Below are 17,257 nucleotides of genomic sequence, written 5' to 3' on the forward strand. Positions count from 1 at the left end.
GCTTTTTTAAAGTTCATTCATTTGTTTTAATCTTTCCAAAACTGTTTCTGAAAATGGAAGCCAATAATTCCATGATTTATATTTTGGCTGATATGAGCCCCGACCTTCATTTTTCCATTCTTTAAGCATTTGAATCATTTCTGGATTAAATGTACAATTTACCGAAACCATTCCACTTGAAAACTTACGTGCATTAAAATTAATCCCTTTAATTCTAAATTTATAATCCTGCCAGGGTGCTTGATTATTTTTTTGCTCTTGTTTTATTGAAACTTCAAGAACCTCAACCTTTACAGTGTCATCGTTTGGCTTATTCAATAAATTATCAAGTGATATAGGATAAACCCATTTTCTATTTTCTATATTTTCAAGAATTTCTTTTTTTATTGCTTCACTTGGAACTTCAATATCATTTTTCAACAGTGATGATAGGTCTATTTCTATGCACTTTAATTGTAGCATTTCTAAATAGTTTAACTTTTTATGATCAATAAAATGGGTAACTGCTATTTCAATTAAAATGGTTTCTCCATCAACATAAGCAACTAAATCTGGACGAATCACCCCTAATTTAAATTCAGGCAATATACGATCAAATGTCCACCAAGCAGCTTCTAAATCATGATTAGGTAACGCTGGTAAAATAAGCCCCATTGATTCTAAAACGACCTCTTTTGCATATTTATGAAGTAATGATTCGGTGTTAATAAAACAACTCTCTTTATTGCTTGCATGTGCAAAATGATGTTCCTTAATGTCTCCTTTCCGCGCTAAAACTGTTTCACCACAAGTAAAACATGTGCAATTACACGCCAATCCACGGTTCACATTTTCAATTTTTACAATTCGATTATTTTCGTCTAAAGCTATCTTCATAGTCATAATTAAAATCCTGTAAGAAGTTGATTTACTTATTAACTATGCTTGTGATCTAATGTTTTAAACACTGTGTAAAGTGGGTATATACAGGTACAAGAGGGTAATTAAATGACTGAATTTAAAATAAAAACATTTAAAATTCTTTTTGAAATTTTAATAAATGATCCTACACAAAATAGAGCTTATGATTGTTTAAAATTTCTTTGCGAAACAACTTTAAGCAAGATTCAGCAAGATACCGTTGAACCAATAACCTTTACTAGATACCAATTAAAATCTGCTGTAGATGGAAAATCATCCGCTGATAAAATAGACCCCAAAGCTTTAGGTAAATGGATTAATGATCAACGACTAAATTCCTTAATGGGAATAATCATTCAAAAATACGAAAAACAATTTGAAGATATTGGATATTTCCCAACTGTAAAAACCAATGACACTGTAGGTGGAAAAGGAAATGAGCGATTTTATTGGTTAGATATCATTGAAGCAGTAAATATTCAGAATAATGATGAGATAACTGAAATAAAAAACATAGCCTATTACGAACGAACTGATCCTGCTGAAATTAAATTATCTTGGCTTTATAAATTTATTTTCAAAAAAGGGGAAATGAAAAATAAAAGTTTAAGGGGACTAGCAATGATCATTATACTGTTTGGTAGCATAATTTTTTGGGCAATATATGTCTGTGCATTTTCTTTAGTATTAGCCAATAAAGGTCAAGGTTTTTCTTCATTAGATTTGCTTTTTATTTTATGTTTATATTTTTTCTCATATATTATGTTTAAATTCTGGGCAATTCCATTATGGAGTTTGCCTGAACACCGTGTGATTAAAGCACCTATGTCATTTATGTCTTTAAACGAGGATTTTGTTGATATTGAAATGTATAAAGACAATAACAAGAATCAAATCACCCGAGTTACAAAATTTAAGGCAATTTGTCCGATTTGCTCATCTGATATCATATTAAAAAGCGGCAAACCTGATCAACGAGCACCATTAGTGGGTAGATGTGTCGAAAGCCCATTTGCACATGTCTATAGCTTTGATCGAGTCACAATGAAAGGTCTGCCATTAAACTAAAAAATCACTATACATACTTATAAAAATGGTTAAGGAGATATATCTTTTTTCATTAATCAAAAAATATTAATGACCATAAATTTACTCTCTTTCCATTTTTATGGTCATTGTTAATTTTATCTTTTGCCTTAGAGTGTTAGAAAATAAAAATTGAAATGGAAATATCATGAAAAAAGGTCGTGCTAGTAAAACTGCTGAAGCCGCAGCTGCAATTCGTGCAAATCATTATCTACATGCGCTAAACCCTGTATTTTCAGACCCTTTTGCTTTACACATGACAAGTAAGGAATATAGAGCCTTACTTTCTTCAAAACTTGTCAGCAAAGCCTTTAATAGCCCACTGTTAAATAAAACTTTTGGTTTACTTACAGGACAGGTCGTTGCACGTTCTCGCTATACTGAGGATTTATTAGAACTCGCCATTCAAGAAGATATTCAACAATATGTTTTGGTCGGAGCAGGTTTAGATTCTTTCGTTTTACGCTTAGCCAAACAATTTCCACAATTAAAAATTTTTGAAGTAGATCACCCTGATACGCAAAAACTTAAAATAGAAAAACTCAGTCAATTAGCAGAAATCCCAGCGAATGTTGAATTTGTATCTATTGATTTTGAAAAAGAAAAATTATTTGATGCTTTAGCGCGTAGTCAATATGATGAAAATAAAGCGGGATTCTTTTCTTGGTTAGGTACAACGCATTATTTAAATCCTAAAACTACCTTTGCTACTTTACAAAATATCGCATCTTTTGCCCATACTGGCAGCGAAGTGGTGATGGACTATTCGGTGGATTATAAAGAATTACAAGGAATTGAGCGTATCGGCACTTTTGCTGTTTCTCAATTTACCCGACTTTTAAAAGAGCCTTTGATTGGTGCTTTTATGTCAGAAAACTTACATCAAACTGTTGAAAATATGGGTTATATTGTCATTGAAGATTTATCTGGAAAAGCCATTACTGAACGCTATTTTCAGCAACGTCCCGATCATATCCGTCATACCCATGCAACGCATTTGATTCATTTAAAATTAGCTTAGGCTATTTACTTACGCTTTGTATTAAAGTCATATAAAATAGTGCAACCACTCACCTGCTGTATTTTATATGACTGATTCCATTAACTCGCCTGTAAAACATTGGTGTGAGTTTGAGTTTATTTCCAAGACGGTAAATAATCCAAACATTCACATCAAAGGGAATTATTCTTATTATTCAGCGTATTGGGATCAGGGATTTGAGCGTTGTGTGGTTCGTTATTTGCATGATAAGCCATCCACACCTGAGAAGCCGATTGATCAACTTTATATTGGTAACTTTGTTTGTTTTGGTGCTGAATGCGTCATAATGATGGGTGGTAATCAGTTACACCGTACCGACTGGATTTCGGCTTTTCCGTTTGATACACGGAGTTTTGTTCCCGCTGGGGACACACGCATTGGGGATGGTTGTTGGATCGGTAGTCGTGCCATGATTATGCAAGGTGTGACTTTGGGTGAAGGCGCGGTGGTGGCAACGGGTGCGGTGGTGACTCAAGATGTACCACCTTATGCCATCGTGGGTGGCATTCCTGCAAAAATTATAAAATATCGTTTTTCAGAAGAAGATATTAAAAAACTGCTTTCTCTTAAACTTTATGAAATGGATGAAAAGCAGTTTTTAAAAATGCGGGATAAGTTACAGACGGGAGAAATCAACAGCTTATTTCTTTACTTTAAAGGAAGTTAATATTCCATTATGATAAATTTGAATTTAAATAAAGTTCATATTGTGATGAAATATCTAAATGGTTTTTTAAAGATTCTAAAGAATACTTTGAATATAAATCAACAAGCTCTTTTTCTATTTTTTCCTTTGGATTAGGACTAATAATATTTTGATACCGTCCATATATTTTTAAGATTTGTTCTAACAAAAATAAAAATTCAACTGCATCAATTTCAAATTGTAGCTTTAAAATTCTTTCTATATCCTCTAACTCTTTTTTGGACAATGTTTGAAAAGTTATTGAACCATTTTCAACTATCGATCTGTATATATTATTACTAAACAATTCAATTTTATCTAATAAATTTAATGGATTAGTAATTATAGCCAACATCAAAAACATATTCTTTTTTGTGTCATTTGTCCTTAACAATGCGTACTCATTAATTTTCTTTTTTAAAAATCTAGGTGATATATTTTTTTCAGTCAATGCAAAATAAAGAATTAAATTAATATCATCAGACTCCTCACCCACAGCATAGAGTAATTTTTTTAAAACTGAAAAATAAGCTATTTCGTTCTTATTTAATTTAGAAATCAACGGTAAAGGTATTAAGAAATCCACAAACTTATCTAAATACTCTTCACCCAACTTTTCATCATAACCATAGTTATGACAAACCACTTTTGAAAATTGAGTTTTATCCATCACCAAAACAAATACAATTTTCGGAATATCAAAAAAATGTTTAATTCTTTCAATCAAACGAATTGCAAAATCAGGGCGACAGCGATCTAACTCATCAATAATAAAAACAAGTGATTTATCTAAACTTTCAGCTAATTTACCAAGTGTTTCCTTAAAAGCACTTAAAGACTGTTTTTCCTCTTCATAATCATCAATTTTATTTTGAATTGCTTCTGTAACTTTCTCACCAATATTATCAGTGACATTGTCTACAATATCATCGTACTTTTCTTTAATAGATTCATTATCAATCTTTAAAAATGGAATGATTCCACCTGTCAATGCAAAACTAATCATAGATGCTATTATTGTAGGCGCTTGAGTCAATAAACCTTGTTGCATCACAGCAGCTGCTTTTTTAAATTTATGCACCAAACTTTTATCAGCAGTTTGATCTAATCTTGCAGCAATCTCAGAAGAAATTACTAAAAAAGGGTCTTCCAAATAATCATTTGCAAAAGCATCTAAATAAATCACATTATGGTTTTCATCCTCTAGATGCTTTTTCCAGTGACGAACAAACCATGTTTTCCCCTCACCCCAACGCGCATCTAAAGCAAGTACAGCCCCACAATTCAAACGATCTACATAACGTGTAAGCTGTTCACCTAAACGCTTACGATCCCAAAGATCGCCCTCCCAAGCTTGCTCAATATGATCTAGATTTGTACGTTGCCAATTCACCTGGTTTTGTTCAGACATTATGTATTCATTATCAAAAAGTTAAAATCATTATGCACTCTATAGTTTTTGTTTTCTAGATTTACATCTCGAATAAATTTTAAGCATAAAAAAGCCCAAACTATTCCAAGCATTCACTTAAAACGTTTGGGCAATTTCTACTAAAGCCGTTTAATCTTTTGACTCATCTGGTGGCACTTCAGTAATTTTCCCACCACGTGCTAAAAATGCAGCAACTTCATCTTCCAATGCTTGACGCTGTTTTTGCTTTGCAGTCACAGTCAAAGTTTCCGCCTCAGCCAAGTCTGCATCAGATACTGTTGAATCACTCGCAGCAGCACCTTTTTCAGCGGCTTTCGCCTCATCATCATCTACAGCGCTATCTTCAGTATTTTCATCATAATCATTCGTATCCGTCATTTACGCTCTCTCCCCATGAATGACTTATCTTACAAAAACGAGTTCCTAATTACGAAGAAATGTACCAATCTCTCAAGCATTCGCCTAGTGCTAAATACATAAAAATCGTATTTTTTTCACCCAAATTCGTAATTTTTTTTAAATGATCGACCAAAAAATAGCACTTTCAATTTAAACAGCATAACGTGTATGACTTAAACTAGATAAACCATTGGCTTGCGCCATAAAACGTTCTTTGATTACAGCATTATTTTCAACCTGTTTTAACCCAAAATTTCTTGCCCAAACTACAGGGAAAAGCTCAGAAGTTTCCAAAAAACCAATCGCTGACATACTGTGCATCATGGCATCATTTTGCCCTTTACGTTGATGTTCATAGCGCTTTAAGGTTTGCTCATGCGCCCATACACCACGCTTCAAGTCATGCAATAACACATCACACAATACTGCAGCATCCAAACAACCAATATTCACCCCTTGACCAGCAAGTGGATGAATCACGTGCGCTGCATCGCCAATTAATGCCAAACCATCTTTAATATAACGCTGCGCAGCACGCGCTTTTAGCGGGAATTTTACCCGTGGCGTTGCTTCAAGTACCTCACCCAACATATGATGACTTTCACGGGTTAATAACTGACAAAATGTTATGTCATCCAAAGCCGCATATTCATCTGCATAGTCATCAGGTAAAGTCCATACGATCGAAATCCACTGCTCTGCTTGCTCAGGCTTCAAGCTTGCCATAGGTAAAAATGCCAATGGACCTGTTGGATGGAAAATCTGACGAGCAACATATTGATGTGGCTGTGTGGTACGAATCGCACACGTTAAACCTGCTTGTTTATAATCTAAAATATCTAAATCAATAAAAGCTTGATCACGCACAAAAGAGTTTGCGCCATCTGCACCAATCACCAACTTAGTTTTTAAAGTCGTACCATCTGCCAGTTGGATATTCCAATGACCGACAGCTTGCTCTACACGAATCACTTTAACCTGAGTTCGATAATCTTTAACTTTTTCAAGCATTGTTTGTTGAATGGCTAGATTTAACACACTCGGCTCAACCATTGAACCCAAGCTTTGTTGTTCTGATGGAAACTGCGATGAAGCTTGGCCAAAGTTGATCTCACCATAGCCATTTTTATTCCAGACCTGCATACCTGTATAGGGCATTTGACGCGCGAGTTTGTCCCAAACCTGTGCCGTTTTCAGCAAGTGAATGGTCGCTTGACTTAGTGCCAAAACACGAGGATTTGCAATACTTAATGTTTTTTTAGCATCCAAAATCGGTGCAGCATCCAAAACGGTTGCTTGAACACCACCTTCCGCCAGCAATAAAGCGGTTAATCCCCCTACCAAACCACCGCCAATGATGACGACATCCAAGATATTATTTTGATCTACAGTAGCTTTATTTAAATCACTCATGCTTTTAACCCCATCGCATAGTTTGCAACCAAAGGTTTAACACCTGGAATCACATCAAACGCTACTAAACCTGTATTTCTTAAAAGTTTTAAGACTGGGTTTTGATTACTAAAACCACGTACCACCGAATCACAGAATTTGATGACACGTTTTTGATCCGCCAAACGAGCTTGCTCATAGGCTTTGAGCATTTCAGGCTCGCCCAAATCTCTGCTATTGGCGATTTGTTGATTTAAATATCGAACCAACACATCGACATCTCGCATACACAAGTTAAAACCTTGCCCTGCTACTGGGTGAATGGTATGTGCAGCATTACCCATTAAAATTACACGCCCAACCGCCTGTTTATGCGCCAAGACTTGTGACAATGGGAAACTAAAACGTTTACCTGTTTTGACAAACTTTCCAGCTCGATCACCATAGGTTTTTTGCAAAGCATCAAGGAAGTGTTGATCATTTTCCTCACCTAACCATTCATGTTCTGTACCTTTGGTCACAGGCCAAACAACTGAGCGACGACATTCGCCAGGCAAAGGTAATAATGCCAAAGGACCTAAATGACTAAAACGCTCAAAACCAACATGGTTGTGAGGTTTAGATGTTTGTACAGCGGTCACGATGGCAACTTGCTCATAATCATGTACGTCTACACCCACCCCCAATGCTTGACGACAAAAAGAATCTCGACCATCCGCTGCAATCACTAATTTTGCTTTAAGTGAATGAATGTACTCTCCGCCACGGGTTGCTTCGATCTGGACTTGATCTTGATCTTGTGTTAATGAAGTGACTTGCACGCCATCAATCAGCTCAATTAAGGGTTGTTGACGAACTTGTGACAACAACACTCGACCTAGCCATGCATTTTCAATCACTTGCCCAAAACTTTCGACATTTTCTTGATCTGCTTTAAGTCGAGCTTTACCAAAACTGCCCTGTTCAGTGATATGCACTTCTAAAATCGGTGTAGCATGTTCTTGTAGTGCATCCCATAGTCCAAGTTTTTGGTATATTTGTACGGTTCTGCGAGAAAGTGCGGTATTTCGAGCATCAAAGCTTGAGTGATAAGGGGCAATGCTTCCATCTTCATAGTTGGGATATTTAACAGCTTCTAACAGTTTGACTGCAATATTGGACTTTGCCAACATGAGTGCCAAACTTAGCCCAACCATTCCACCACCCACAATAATGACGTCTTGTTGCATGTCTTGACCCTTTCTCTATGCGATTCAGCATGCTGAATACTTATAATGATGATTGATTTCATATTACATGAAGCACAGATATTTTTGTATTGGAATAGAATATTGTTGTTAGATTTAACGTAAGATCATGATTTTAAAATATTTAAAATTCCTAAAAAATTCACACTAAGATTTTGATTTTTATAAAAAATAACTTATAGCGTTGAATTTTCATGTATCTAGATATGCTGACTTAAATAAATCAGTACATAAGATTTCACAAAGGCATATTATGTTAATTTTAGAAAATATTTACACTTTAAAATTCTATTTTTTATACTTCTTGCTAAGCTAGATTGATGAAATTATAGAAATATTGGGTCAAAAATAAGTCATGTACATGAAATTAATATTTGCCTTTAGTATATTTTTTATAAATATTTCAGTTCAGGCAGAAATAATTATTAAATATGAAAAAGAAAAATTTATTGATAGATCTTGGTTTGAAAATGAAAAACAAATTATTGAAAGGAGTGCCTTATTAACTTCTCCGAATGGGAAAATATATACGACAAGACAAAGTTTTATAGTGATTGATCACAATACTCTTGAATATATTCCAAACAGCTCATCACTTGATACTTTAAAATATATACAAGAAATTTGTGAAAAAGAAGGTATGAAACCTGCACCTGAGCCAATAGCGGGTTTAGGTTATCAAAGAATAGGCATGAGATCTAGTTTCGGCATGATATGTGTATCTAATTAATTAACTCCATTTAAGATAATGGACATTATGCCAAATGCATTTAAAATAATCTTTTAAAATCAAAATTCTATTTTACTTAAAAATCAACAAATACTAGCAAAAAGCGACTTTAAAACATTTTGTTCCATTTTTGATATATTTCACTAATAACTACACTTATTTTAAGCCCAATTTTTTATAAAAATTTGATTACTATTGGTAAAATTTGAAACTAAAAGCAAAACACCAACGCTATTAAGCCAATCAGCTTATTATCTGACTGGCAATAGTGCATTAAATTAGTTTTAAAACACAGACCTTACTTCGACTGTGCCATCAAAGCTTCAATAGCTTCTACAGACTTCACCACATTTTTAGTTAAAACCAATGGGCCATCCTTAGTTGCAACCACATCATCTTCGATACGAATGCCGATGCCACGCCATTTTACATCCACAGTTTCATCATCAGGTGCGATATACAAACCAGGCTCAACCGTTACGACCATGCCTTCTTCATACACACGCCAATCTTCACCATGTTTATATGTGCCTACATCATGCACATCCATACCGAGCCAATGTCCTGTACCATGCATATAGAACTGACGATACTTTTCAGTTTCAATGATTTCTTCAAGATCACCTTGCATAATGCCTAGATCAAGTAAACCTTGAACGAGAATTTTCACCGCAACATGATGTGGTTCTTTATAAGAATTTCCGATCTGTACAGCATCTATCGCAGCGATTTGTGCATCTAAAACAACTTGATACAATGCTTTTTGCTCAGGACTAAACTTGCCATTTACAGGAAAAGTACGGGTAATATCTGAGGCATACAATTCATATTCACAAGCTGCATCGATCAGAACCAAATCACCATCTTTTAAGGGTTGATTATTTTCAACATAATGCAAAATACAACCATTTTTACCACCACCAACGATGCTGTTATAAGATGGAACACAGCCATTTTTACCAAAAATATAATTCAGTTCTGCCTCTAAAGCATATTCCATCATATTTGGCTGCACAGTTTGCATAGCACGCTTATGTGCTTCTGCGCTAATATCAGATGCGATCTGCATTAACTCAATTTCTTTGGCTGATTTATGCAAGCGCATTTCATCTACAATGCGATCAAGTTGAACAATGTGTGCAGGTGCAGAAGTTCCGCGACGCGTTTCACCTGTAGCTTTGGCAATCCATTTCGTAACACGGGCATCAAACTCCGCACGTTGTCCGATGCGATAAAATAATTTGTCTTTATTCAGTAATTTTTCAATGATTTCTTCATCTAATAAATCAATCGCATAAGCTTCGTCTGCATCATAATCATCAATCGCACCATCGATGCCAGCACGATAACCATTCCAAATTTCCATCTCACGATTTCGTTCACGACAGAACAAACTATAGCTGTAGTCTTCACCTGTTTCATCAGTTTCAATCACAGCCACTGCTTCAGGTTCAGCAAATCCCGTTAAATAGAAAAAACTACTGTCCGCACGAAATTTATAGTCTGCATCTCGATTACGCATCACTTCTGGACTAGTAGCAATAATCGCAATACTGTTAGGACCCATTTGTTCTGCGAGGCGGTCACGACGTTCCTGAAAATCGGCTTGGGTTAATTTCATTATGTGTTCAGCTTATCGTTAGATGGATGAAAATTAAGTTAAAAAATCACAAGACCTTTTAAATATCAGAAATAGTCTTCATTCAAAAAGTCTTGTTATGGATTTTAGCTTGGGCGGTGCGGTGTAAAAACCTCTACTACATTGCTACTGTCTGATGCCTCAATTGCAGGTTTCATTTTGCTATGAAAATTTTGCAACAAAGAACTTTCCAGCACTGGAATTTTCTTGCGTCCCATAGACAAAGACACAGGAATCAAACGGACAAACTCATAAAGTTCTAAATAGCTTTCTTCACCTTCTTCGTCATCATCAGTTTCATCAAACTCAACTGAAGCCACATCTTGTAAGCTTTCAATCAACTCTTGTTCATCTGAGCGAATATGTCCTGATGCCAAACCAAAACCTAAAACCACACCTGCGCACCAATCTGCCAAAGCCTGCACACGTTCAGCAAGGCTATGTTCATCATCTGGAAGCAAAGGTAAATAATCTAATTCATCTTCTGATAAGGCATGCGCAATGTCTTCTGCTTCTTCAGCCAAGATCGCTAAAGCATCTTCGTTTATTTTTGGTATATCAATGGTCGATAAAATTTGTAACCATTCATCACGAGATGGCACTTCGGTAACACAAACTATACCTGTGAGCAACCCGTGTAACTCACTTGGGCTTGAAATTTCTTCAATTTGACCAAAATTTTGATCCCAATCTGACCAACCTGAAATATCGTCTTGCATTCGTTTATCCAATCTCTATACTTCTGTATATATTACCTTTGATTGCAAATCTGTGCGACCCGTTATGCTAGAACAATTACAGCGTCTACAAACGCATATTGGTGTTTTAAAAACACGTATTGAAACAACTGAGAAAGAAAATGCAGCACTGTTAAAAGAGAAAGATAACAGTGAGGAACAAGCACATACTCAGATCTTGCATAAAAATGGCATTATCACCCAAAAGCAAGATGAAATTGAAAGCTTGACCGAGCAACTTTCAGCTTTACAAAAACAATTTACTCAACTGAACACTGATGCAACTGCTTTGGCAGAACGTTATGGGCGTTTAGAAAAAAGCTGTACCGACCTTAAAACTCGTTTTCAGGAAATTTTGGCTGAGCGTAATGAGTTACGAATTCTCAAAGAAAAGTTACAAAATGAACAGCGCCACTCTCAACAAGAAATCAAAGACTTGCTCAGTGAACGTGAACGCTTAATTCAGAAAAATGATCATGCCAAAACCAAAGTTGAAGCGATTATTCAACGTTTAGCGATTTTAGGCACTGAACAAGATCAGCATGCGCAAGAAATTCAGCAACTTGCTCATCCATCTGAAACCAATGAGGAAGTCTAATCATGTCTGAAGTTGTTGTCGTTGAATTGCGTTTAATTGAACAAATTTTTCGCCTCAGTACTACCGCTGATCAGAAAGCTGAGCTTGAACGTGCAGGTAAATTATTGAATGAAAAATTTCAAGAATTTCGACGTAAAGCACCTAATATGGAACATAACAAACTGATGATCATGGTGGCATTGGAGTTAATGCAAGAAGTTTTGTCTTTAAACAAGTCCTTACAAGAATATACACATTGTGAACGTTTGCTTGAGGAAATTTTAAAAGACGTTGAAAAAGCAGTATAAATCGCTTTTTGTTTGTGCATTCGGATCTTGCTTTGCATAAATTCTAGCATTTTCATAAAATTCGGCATTTGCCTCTACACTGAGAATCTGTATACTTAATCTATCTCTGGGATGTTCGCCAGTACGTCTATTCCCCTGCCGATACTTAAACCTACGGATGCGTTCTGTGTATTTTGAGTGTATGCCCGCCTTGAGTGGGAAACCCATTAAGTACGCGTCGTGTCCACCTTGAACTCATCGGGTTCAGGGTAACGACCATGCAGCGGCATCTTCGGAGTGTTTTATTTCAGTTTTTCAAATAATAAATTATAAATAGTTAAAAATTTCTACTTTCTCCACCTAGAACAATCTACACAGAACAGACGAATTTTGTAATTTCATTTCCATCTCAAATTAGCAATCAAATTCCCCAATAATATCTTTTTATTTAAATACATATGCATGCATAAAAAAAGCATACTAAAGATTTAGTATGCTTTTTGCTTAAGCCATTCTTATTGACAGGATTAAGGCATGCTTGGAATTTCTTTAGGACGCATATCAAATACCAAAACTTCAGCATTTTGACCATGACTAAAGCTTAATTTTCCACCCTCACGGATTCGTGCGGCATCGCCTGTATGAAATACTTGTCCGTTAACTTCAACTTGCCCTTTCGCCACGTGTAGATAAACATAACGTCCTTCTGGGATTTGAAATTCAGCAGTTTCATCACCATCAAATAGACCTGAATAAATCTTAATGTCTTGTTTAATGGCTAATGCTTTTTCGCCACCTGTCGGTGAAATCATCAAATGCAATTTTCCACGTTTATCTTCGGGAGAAATATGCAATTGCTGATAACTTTGTTCAGTGTTGGCTTGGTTTGGCACGACCCAGATCTGTAAAAAGTGAACATCTTCTTGTGTAGAATGGTTATATTCACTATGTGCCACACCACGCCCAGCACTCATCAACTGAATATCACCGGGTACGATAACTGAACCTGTACCCATCGAATCTTTATGTTCTAACGCACCCTCAAGTACATAGGAAATGATTTCCATATTTTGATGTGGATGTGTACCAAAGCCTTTTGATGGCGCAACAGTATCATCATTAATCACCAATAAGTCTGAAAAACCAACTTGCTTTGGATCCCAATAATCGGCAAATGAAAAGCTATGACGTGATTTTAACCAACCATGATGTGCTGCACCACGTTGATGAGATAAACGCATATCAAACATGATCTTTATCCTTATATAATTTTCTCTATGCGCTTAGTTTATCGTAATGCTTTAAGGTTTGATTTAGTAAAAATAGAAGGTTTCGTATCATTTTTAGAACGATTATTGATTATCTTTTTTAATATTACAGCTTAGGTTTTGAACAATAAATCTGAACTAGATTTATTGTTCATGCGTATGATGCAAAATAAAATTAACTGCGTGGTTGATAATACGGCACAGTACCATTCACAGTGGCACGATGCATAATTCGATGGGCATCACCATAATCAAACAAAGCCTTATGTTGTGTACAACGGTTATCCCAAATCGCAACATCGCCTTTTTGCCATTGCCAACGTAAATGAAATTGCTCTTTCACCGCATGTTCAAATAAAAAGTTGAGAAGCTTATCACTTTCAGTCTGACTCAGTTCATTGATATGCGTTGTAAAACCTTCATTTACAAATAAAATATCCTCACCTGTTTCAGGATGACTACGAACTACTGGGTGAACGACTGGTGGATTTTTACGAAATGATGCTTCAAGTTTTTCACGTGCCTCAGACGTTGTACCAAAACGCGCGAATGGAAAAGATTTACGAATATCATGTGTCGCAGTTAAACCACGTAATTGATTTTGTAACGCTTCAGGAAGTGCTTTAAAAGCGGCTGTTCCACTCGCCCAAAGTGTATCTCCACCCACTTCAGGAATTTTTATTGCTTGTAATACACATCCTAAAGGTGGGGTTTGACTAAAGGTGACATCTGTATGCCAAAGCTCATTGTCCCTAAGATCTGTTGCATGACTATCCAAAATAATGATTTCAGGCGCATCTTGTAAAGAAGGATAAATCGGATGAATATGCAAATGACCAAAAGTTTCGGCAAGTTGTACTTGCGCCTGAGCTTGCAACTGCTGATGTCTAAAAAAGATCACTTGATATCTTAATAAGGCTGCATGTATCTGCTTAAGTATGTGTGGATTGGTCAGATTTAAATCCACATTTTCAATCACTGCGCCAATATTGGCTTGAATAGGCTGAATCTGTATCTGTAATGTCATGATGTAACTTCTATAACTGTTGACCGTACCAAGGCGCTAATTGCTTTTGCAACCAACGTAAAAACAATTCAAAACTCACTGCAACAATCGCAATCACAATAATGCCAAGCACTACTGTGTCGGTAATTAAAAACTGTGCTGCCGATTGCACCATAAAACCAATTCCTCGATCAGCAGCCACCAATTCTGCTGCAACGAGTGTCGACCAGCCCACACCGAGACCGATACGTATTCCTGTTAAAATATGTGGCAATGCTGTTGGTAAAATCACATATTGCAAGACTTGTGCCCGTGTTGCACCAAGCGAAAGTGCTGCTCGCTCACGGTTTTTTTGATGGCTCAAGACCCCATGCGCAGAACTGATAATCACGGGCGCTAAAATTGAAAAGAAAATCAATAAAATCTTGGTGGTTTCACCAATGCCGAACCAAATCACCAACAACGGTAAATAGGCTAAAGGTGGAATTGGTCGCAATAACTCCACGAGAGGATCAAGTACTGCACGCACCCATTTATTTAGCCCCATCCAAAGTCCGATAGGGACACCGATCACAACCGCAGCGATCAAAGCAGTCAACACACGTCTAATACTTTCAGCAAGATGCTGCCAAAGTGTCGCTTTCATAAAACCATCTTGGCTGACTTGGACAAATTTTTGCCATACTGCACTTGGAGAGGGTAAAAATAGCTCAGGGACTAAATGCAATGCACTCACCGCAAACCACAACAGTAAAATCGTACTCACACTGCCTAAGCTAATGACTAGGCTTAAATTTTTCATCACAAACTTGGAAAATTTGAAAGTATTTGTCGAAGGTGTAATACGCTGTTCAGTCGCTGTTGCTGTCAGGTTTTTTTGAGCAATTTTGTGAATTTGACTATTCATTTAAAGCTCCAAAGCCTGTAGTTTTTGATCTTTTAAGCGTTCAAATAATTGTTCACGTAGTTGAATAAAATATGGATCTGATTTGATTGAACGAATAGACTCACCTTGTCGATAGCGCTGTGCAAAGTCTAAATGTAGCGTTTCTACAATTGTGCCTGGACGTGCGGTCATCAGTACCAATTGATGACTGAGTAATAGCGCTTCTTCAATATCATGTGTGATCAAGAAAAAACCTTTATTTTCCTGAATCCACAACTTCAACACCAACTCTTGCATATTTTCACGGGTAAATGCATCGAGTGCTGCAAATGGCTCATCGAGTAAAATAAATGGTGCATGGCTAATCAAAGCACGTGCTATACCGACACGCTGTTTCATTCCACCTGACAATTCCCAAATATTAGACGTTGCCACATGTGCCAAACCGACAGTGGTTAAAATCGCATCGACTTGCTTGTGTATTTCTGTGGCATTTAGACCTTGTAATTTCAGTGAAAAAGCCACGTTTTCAGATACATTTAACCATGGCAATAAAGCGTGTTCCTGAAAAACCACCGCACGACGTGCATCAGGTTGCGTTAATACCTCATCATTAATTTTCACGATACCTGAATCAACCCGCTGAAAACCTGCCAAAATATTTAACAAAGTCGTCTTGCCACAACCAGACTCTCCAAGCACTACAGTCAGAGAGGATTCTGGAATAGTGAGATTAATATTTTCCAAAACAGCAACATCATGATTTTCATAATGTAGTGTAATGTTTTCAGCTTTTAAAACAGACATCACTCATCCTCAAGGTTGTACAAACTTAGGGTTAATATTGTCCTGATAACTTGCTTTCACTTGATCTACTTTGCCTTGCGCTTTTAAAAAGCTGGCTGTATCAAAAATATTTTTAGCAAATTCTTGTTGGAAACTTTGTAGCTGCTGTTGCTGATTCAGATAAATATTACCTGACAATAACAATGCGATATCTTTCGGATCTGAACCTGTTAATGCTGAAATTTTTTGGATATTTTCTGAATTTTCTTGGAACGCTTGCGGTGCTTGGTTATATATATCAATTTGTTTTAAAGAAGTTTGTACGAATGCTTTTAAAAATTGAGGATTTTTTTCTGCGAATTCTTTACGTACCACCCAAACATCGTAAGTTGCAGCGCCCCATTCACCGATTTGTTTAGAATCCGTCAAAACTTTTCCGCTCACTTTGGCTTTACTTAATGCTGGCTCCCATACATAAGCAGCATCAATATCACCACGCTCCCATGCTGCTGAGATTTCAGGTGGACGTAAGTTCACGATTTTGACTTGTGACTCTGCAATATTCCAATGTTTCAAGGCTGACAATAAGCTGTAATGTGCCGTAGATACAAATGGCACTGCAATGGTTTTGCCAATCAAATCCTGTGGCTTTTGAATATTAGATGAGTTACGTACGACTAAAGCTTCTGAAGCACCCAATTTTGCAGCAATAAAAAATACCTCTATCGGTAAGTTACGACTGGCAGCCGCAGCAAAAGGACTGCTGCCAATATTGCCAATATCCACATCACCTGATGCTAAAGCATTTACGACATCCGCACCTGTATCAAACTTTTTCCACTGAATAGTCTGTTGACTCGCTTTTTCATAATCACCATTTGCCTGCGCCACCTTAGTTGGGTCAACCCCAGTTTGATATGCGATGACTACTGCTGAATCAGATTTTGTGGATGGATTAACGGCTGTTTCAGTTGCGATATTTTTATTTTTTTGGAAATAAACAAAAGCCACAATTGCCACAATAACAATCGCAGTAATGATCAAAGGTTTAGATGATTTACTCATATATTTTTCAGCAAAAGTAAGAACTCTGACTTATGCTAATGACTCAGCTTTGCATTGAAAAATAAATTAAATGCTATTATTTATCACATTTTT

Annotated in this window: 18 protein-coding genes and 1 other RNA gene; 7 read left to right on the top strand and 12 right to left on the bottom strand. The window is 36.4% G+C overall.

Translation table 11 applies throughout. From position 1 onward, the window contains the following. Positions 1-6: 6 nt before the first annotated feature. A complete protein-coding gene (locus HUS24_RS14555; RefSeq protein ID WP_173912702.1) occupies positions 7-882 on the bottom strand; it encodes a competence protein CoiA family protein in 876 nt (291 codons plus the stop codon). A 105-nt stretch (positions 883-987) separates the two neighbouring features. Between HUS24_RS14555 and HUS24_RS14560 the strand changes: the two genes are divergently transcribed. From HUS24_RS14560 to HUS24_RS14570, 3 genes are all read left to right on the top strand, one after another. After that, complete coding sequence (locus HUS24_RS14560) at positions 988-1,968, top strand: hypothetical protein (protein ID WP_173912703.1); 981 nt, start codon at positions 988-990, stop codon at positions 1,966-1,968. Between the two features lie 166 nt (positions 1,969-2,134). Continuing rightward, positions 2,135-3,007 carry a class I SAM-dependent methyltransferase gene (locus HUS24_RS14565; protein ID WP_173912704.1) on the top strand — a complete coding sequence of 291 codons (873 nt, stop codon included), beginning with the start codon at positions 2,135-2,137 and terminating at the stop codon, positions 3,005-3,007. A 67-nt stretch (positions 3,008-3,074) separates the two neighbouring features. Next, the gene (locus tag HUS24_RS14570) at positions 3,075-3,695 is read left to right on the top strand and encodes a CatB-related O-acetyltransferase (protein WP_173912705.1); all 621 of its coding nucleotides are present in this window, start codon (positions 3,075-3,077) and stop codon (positions 3,693-3,695) included. 7 nt (positions 3,696-3,702) lie between these two features. Here the strand turns inward: HUS24_RS14570 and HUS24_RS14575 are convergent, their stop codons facing one another. From HUS24_RS14575 to ubiH, 4 genes are all read right to left on the bottom strand, one after another. Then, positions 3,703-5,124 (bottom strand): P-loop NTPase fold protein, encoded by a 1,422-nt coding sequence (locus HUS24_RS14575; RefSeq protein ID WP_173912706.1) that lies wholly within the window; start codon positions 5,122-5,124, stop codon positions 3,703-3,705. 150 nt (positions 5,125-5,274) lie between these two features. Then, positions 5,275-5,523, bottom strand: coding sequence for a hypothetical protein (locus HUS24_RS14580; RefSeq protein WP_065994687.1), 249 nt, complete (start codon positions 5,521-5,523; stop codon positions 5,275-5,277). A 171-nt stretch (positions 5,524-5,694) separates the two neighbouring features. After that, the gene (locus HUS24_RS14585) at positions 5,695-6,957 is read right to left on the bottom strand and encodes an FAD-dependent monooxygenase (protein WP_173912707.1); all 1,263 of its coding nucleotides are present in this window, start codon (positions 6,955-6,957) and stop codon (positions 5,695-5,697) included. Beyond that, the gene (gene ubiH, locus HUS24_RS14590) at positions 6,954-8,165 is read right to left on the bottom strand and encodes a 2-octaprenyl-6-methoxyphenyl hydroxylase (protein WP_173912708.1); all 1,212 of its coding nucleotides are present in this window, start codon (positions 8,163-8,165) and stop codon (positions 6,954-6,956) included. Before ubiH ends, HUS24_RS14585 begins: the two co-directional genes overlap by 4 nt. Before the next feature lie 379 nt (positions 8,166-8,544). Between ubiH and HUS24_RS14595 the strand changes: the two genes are divergently transcribed. Continuing rightward, positions 8,545-8,913 (top strand): hypothetical protein, encoded by a 369-nt coding sequence (locus HUS24_RS14595; protein WP_173912709.1) that lies wholly within the window; start codon positions 8,545-8,547, stop codon positions 8,911-8,913. A gap of 298 nt (positions 8,914-9,211) precedes the next feature. Here HUS24_RS14595 and pepP read toward each other — a convergent pair whose 3' ends face one another. Together pepP and HUS24_RS14605 are read right to left on the bottom strand one after the other, a co-directional pair. Next, the gene (pepP, locus tag HUS24_RS14600; protein WP_173912710.1) at positions 9,212-10,534 is read right to left on the bottom strand and encodes a Xaa-Pro aminopeptidase; all 1,323 of its coding nucleotides are present in this window, start codon (positions 10,532-10,534) and stop codon (positions 9,212-9,214) included. Between the two features lie 104 nt (positions 10,535-10,638). Then, on the bottom strand, positions 10,639-11,271 hold the full coding sequence (locus tag HUS24_RS14605; RefSeq protein ID WP_173912711.1) for a UPF0149 family protein: 633 nt from the start codon (positions 11,269-11,271) through the stop codon (positions 10,639-10,641). A 64-nt stretch (positions 11,272-11,335) separates the two neighbouring features. On the opposite strand from HUS24_RS14605, the gene HUS24_RS14610 reads away from it, so the two are divergent. The 3 genes from HUS24_RS14610 (at position 11,336) to ssrS (ending at position 12,456) form a co-directional block, all read left to right on the top strand. Then, a complete protein-coding gene (locus tag HUS24_RS14610) occupies positions 11,336-11,887 on the top strand; it encodes a hypothetical protein (RefSeq protein WP_173912712.1) in 552 nt (183 codons plus the stop codon). 2 nt (positions 11,888-11,889) lie between these two features. Then, entirely contained in the window at positions 11,890-12,174 is a 285-nt protein-coding gene (locus tag HUS24_RS14615; protein ID WP_065994695.1) for a cell division protein ZapA, read from the top strand. 100 nt (positions 12,175-12,274) lie between these two features. Further along, positions 12,275-12,456, top strand: a non-coding RNA gene (ssrS, locus tag HUS24_RS14620) — 6S RNA. A 224-nt stretch (positions 12,457-12,680) separates the two neighbouring features. Here ssrS and HUS24_RS14625 read toward each other — a convergent pair. From HUS24_RS14625 to tauA, 5 genes are all read right to left on the bottom strand, one after another. Further along, on the bottom strand, positions 12,681-13,403 hold the full coding sequence (locus tag HUS24_RS14625; RefSeq protein ID WP_173912713.1) for a pirin family protein: 723 nt from the start codon (positions 13,401-13,403) through the stop codon (positions 12,681-12,683). A gap of 193 nt (positions 13,404-13,596) precedes the next feature. Then, the gene (gene tauD / locus HUS24_RS14630; protein ID WP_173912714.1) at positions 13,597-14,448 is read right to left on the bottom strand and encodes a taurine dioxygenase; all 852 of its coding nucleotides are present in this window, start codon (positions 14,446-14,448) and stop codon (positions 13,597-13,599) included. Positions 14,449-14,458: 10 nt separating this feature from the next. Further along, positions 14,459-15,334: a taurine ABC transporter permease TauC gene (gene tauC / locus HUS24_RS14635; RefSeq protein WP_173912715.1), complete on the bottom strand. Its 876-nt coding sequence runs from the start codon at positions 15,332-15,334 to the stop codon at positions 14,459-14,461. Continuing rightward, on the bottom strand, positions 15,335-16,120 hold the full coding sequence (locus HUS24_RS14640) for a taurine ABC transporter ATP-binding protein (RefSeq protein ID WP_173912716.1): 786 nt from the start codon (positions 16,118-16,120) through the stop codon (positions 15,335-15,337). Positions 16,121-16,129: 9 nt separating this feature from the next. Next, positions 16,130-17,164, bottom strand: coding sequence for a taurine ABC transporter substrate-binding protein (gene tauA, locus HUS24_RS14645; RefSeq protein WP_173912717.1), 1,035 nt, complete (start codon positions 17,162-17,164; stop codon positions 16,130-16,132). Positions 17,165-17,257 lie beyond the last annotated feature (93 nt).

It is taken from the genome of Acinetobacter sp. Marseille-Q1618 (assembly GCF_902809855.1).
Lineage (GTDB): Bacteria > Pseudomonadota > Gammaproteobacteria > Pseudomonadales > Moraxellaceae > Acinetobacter.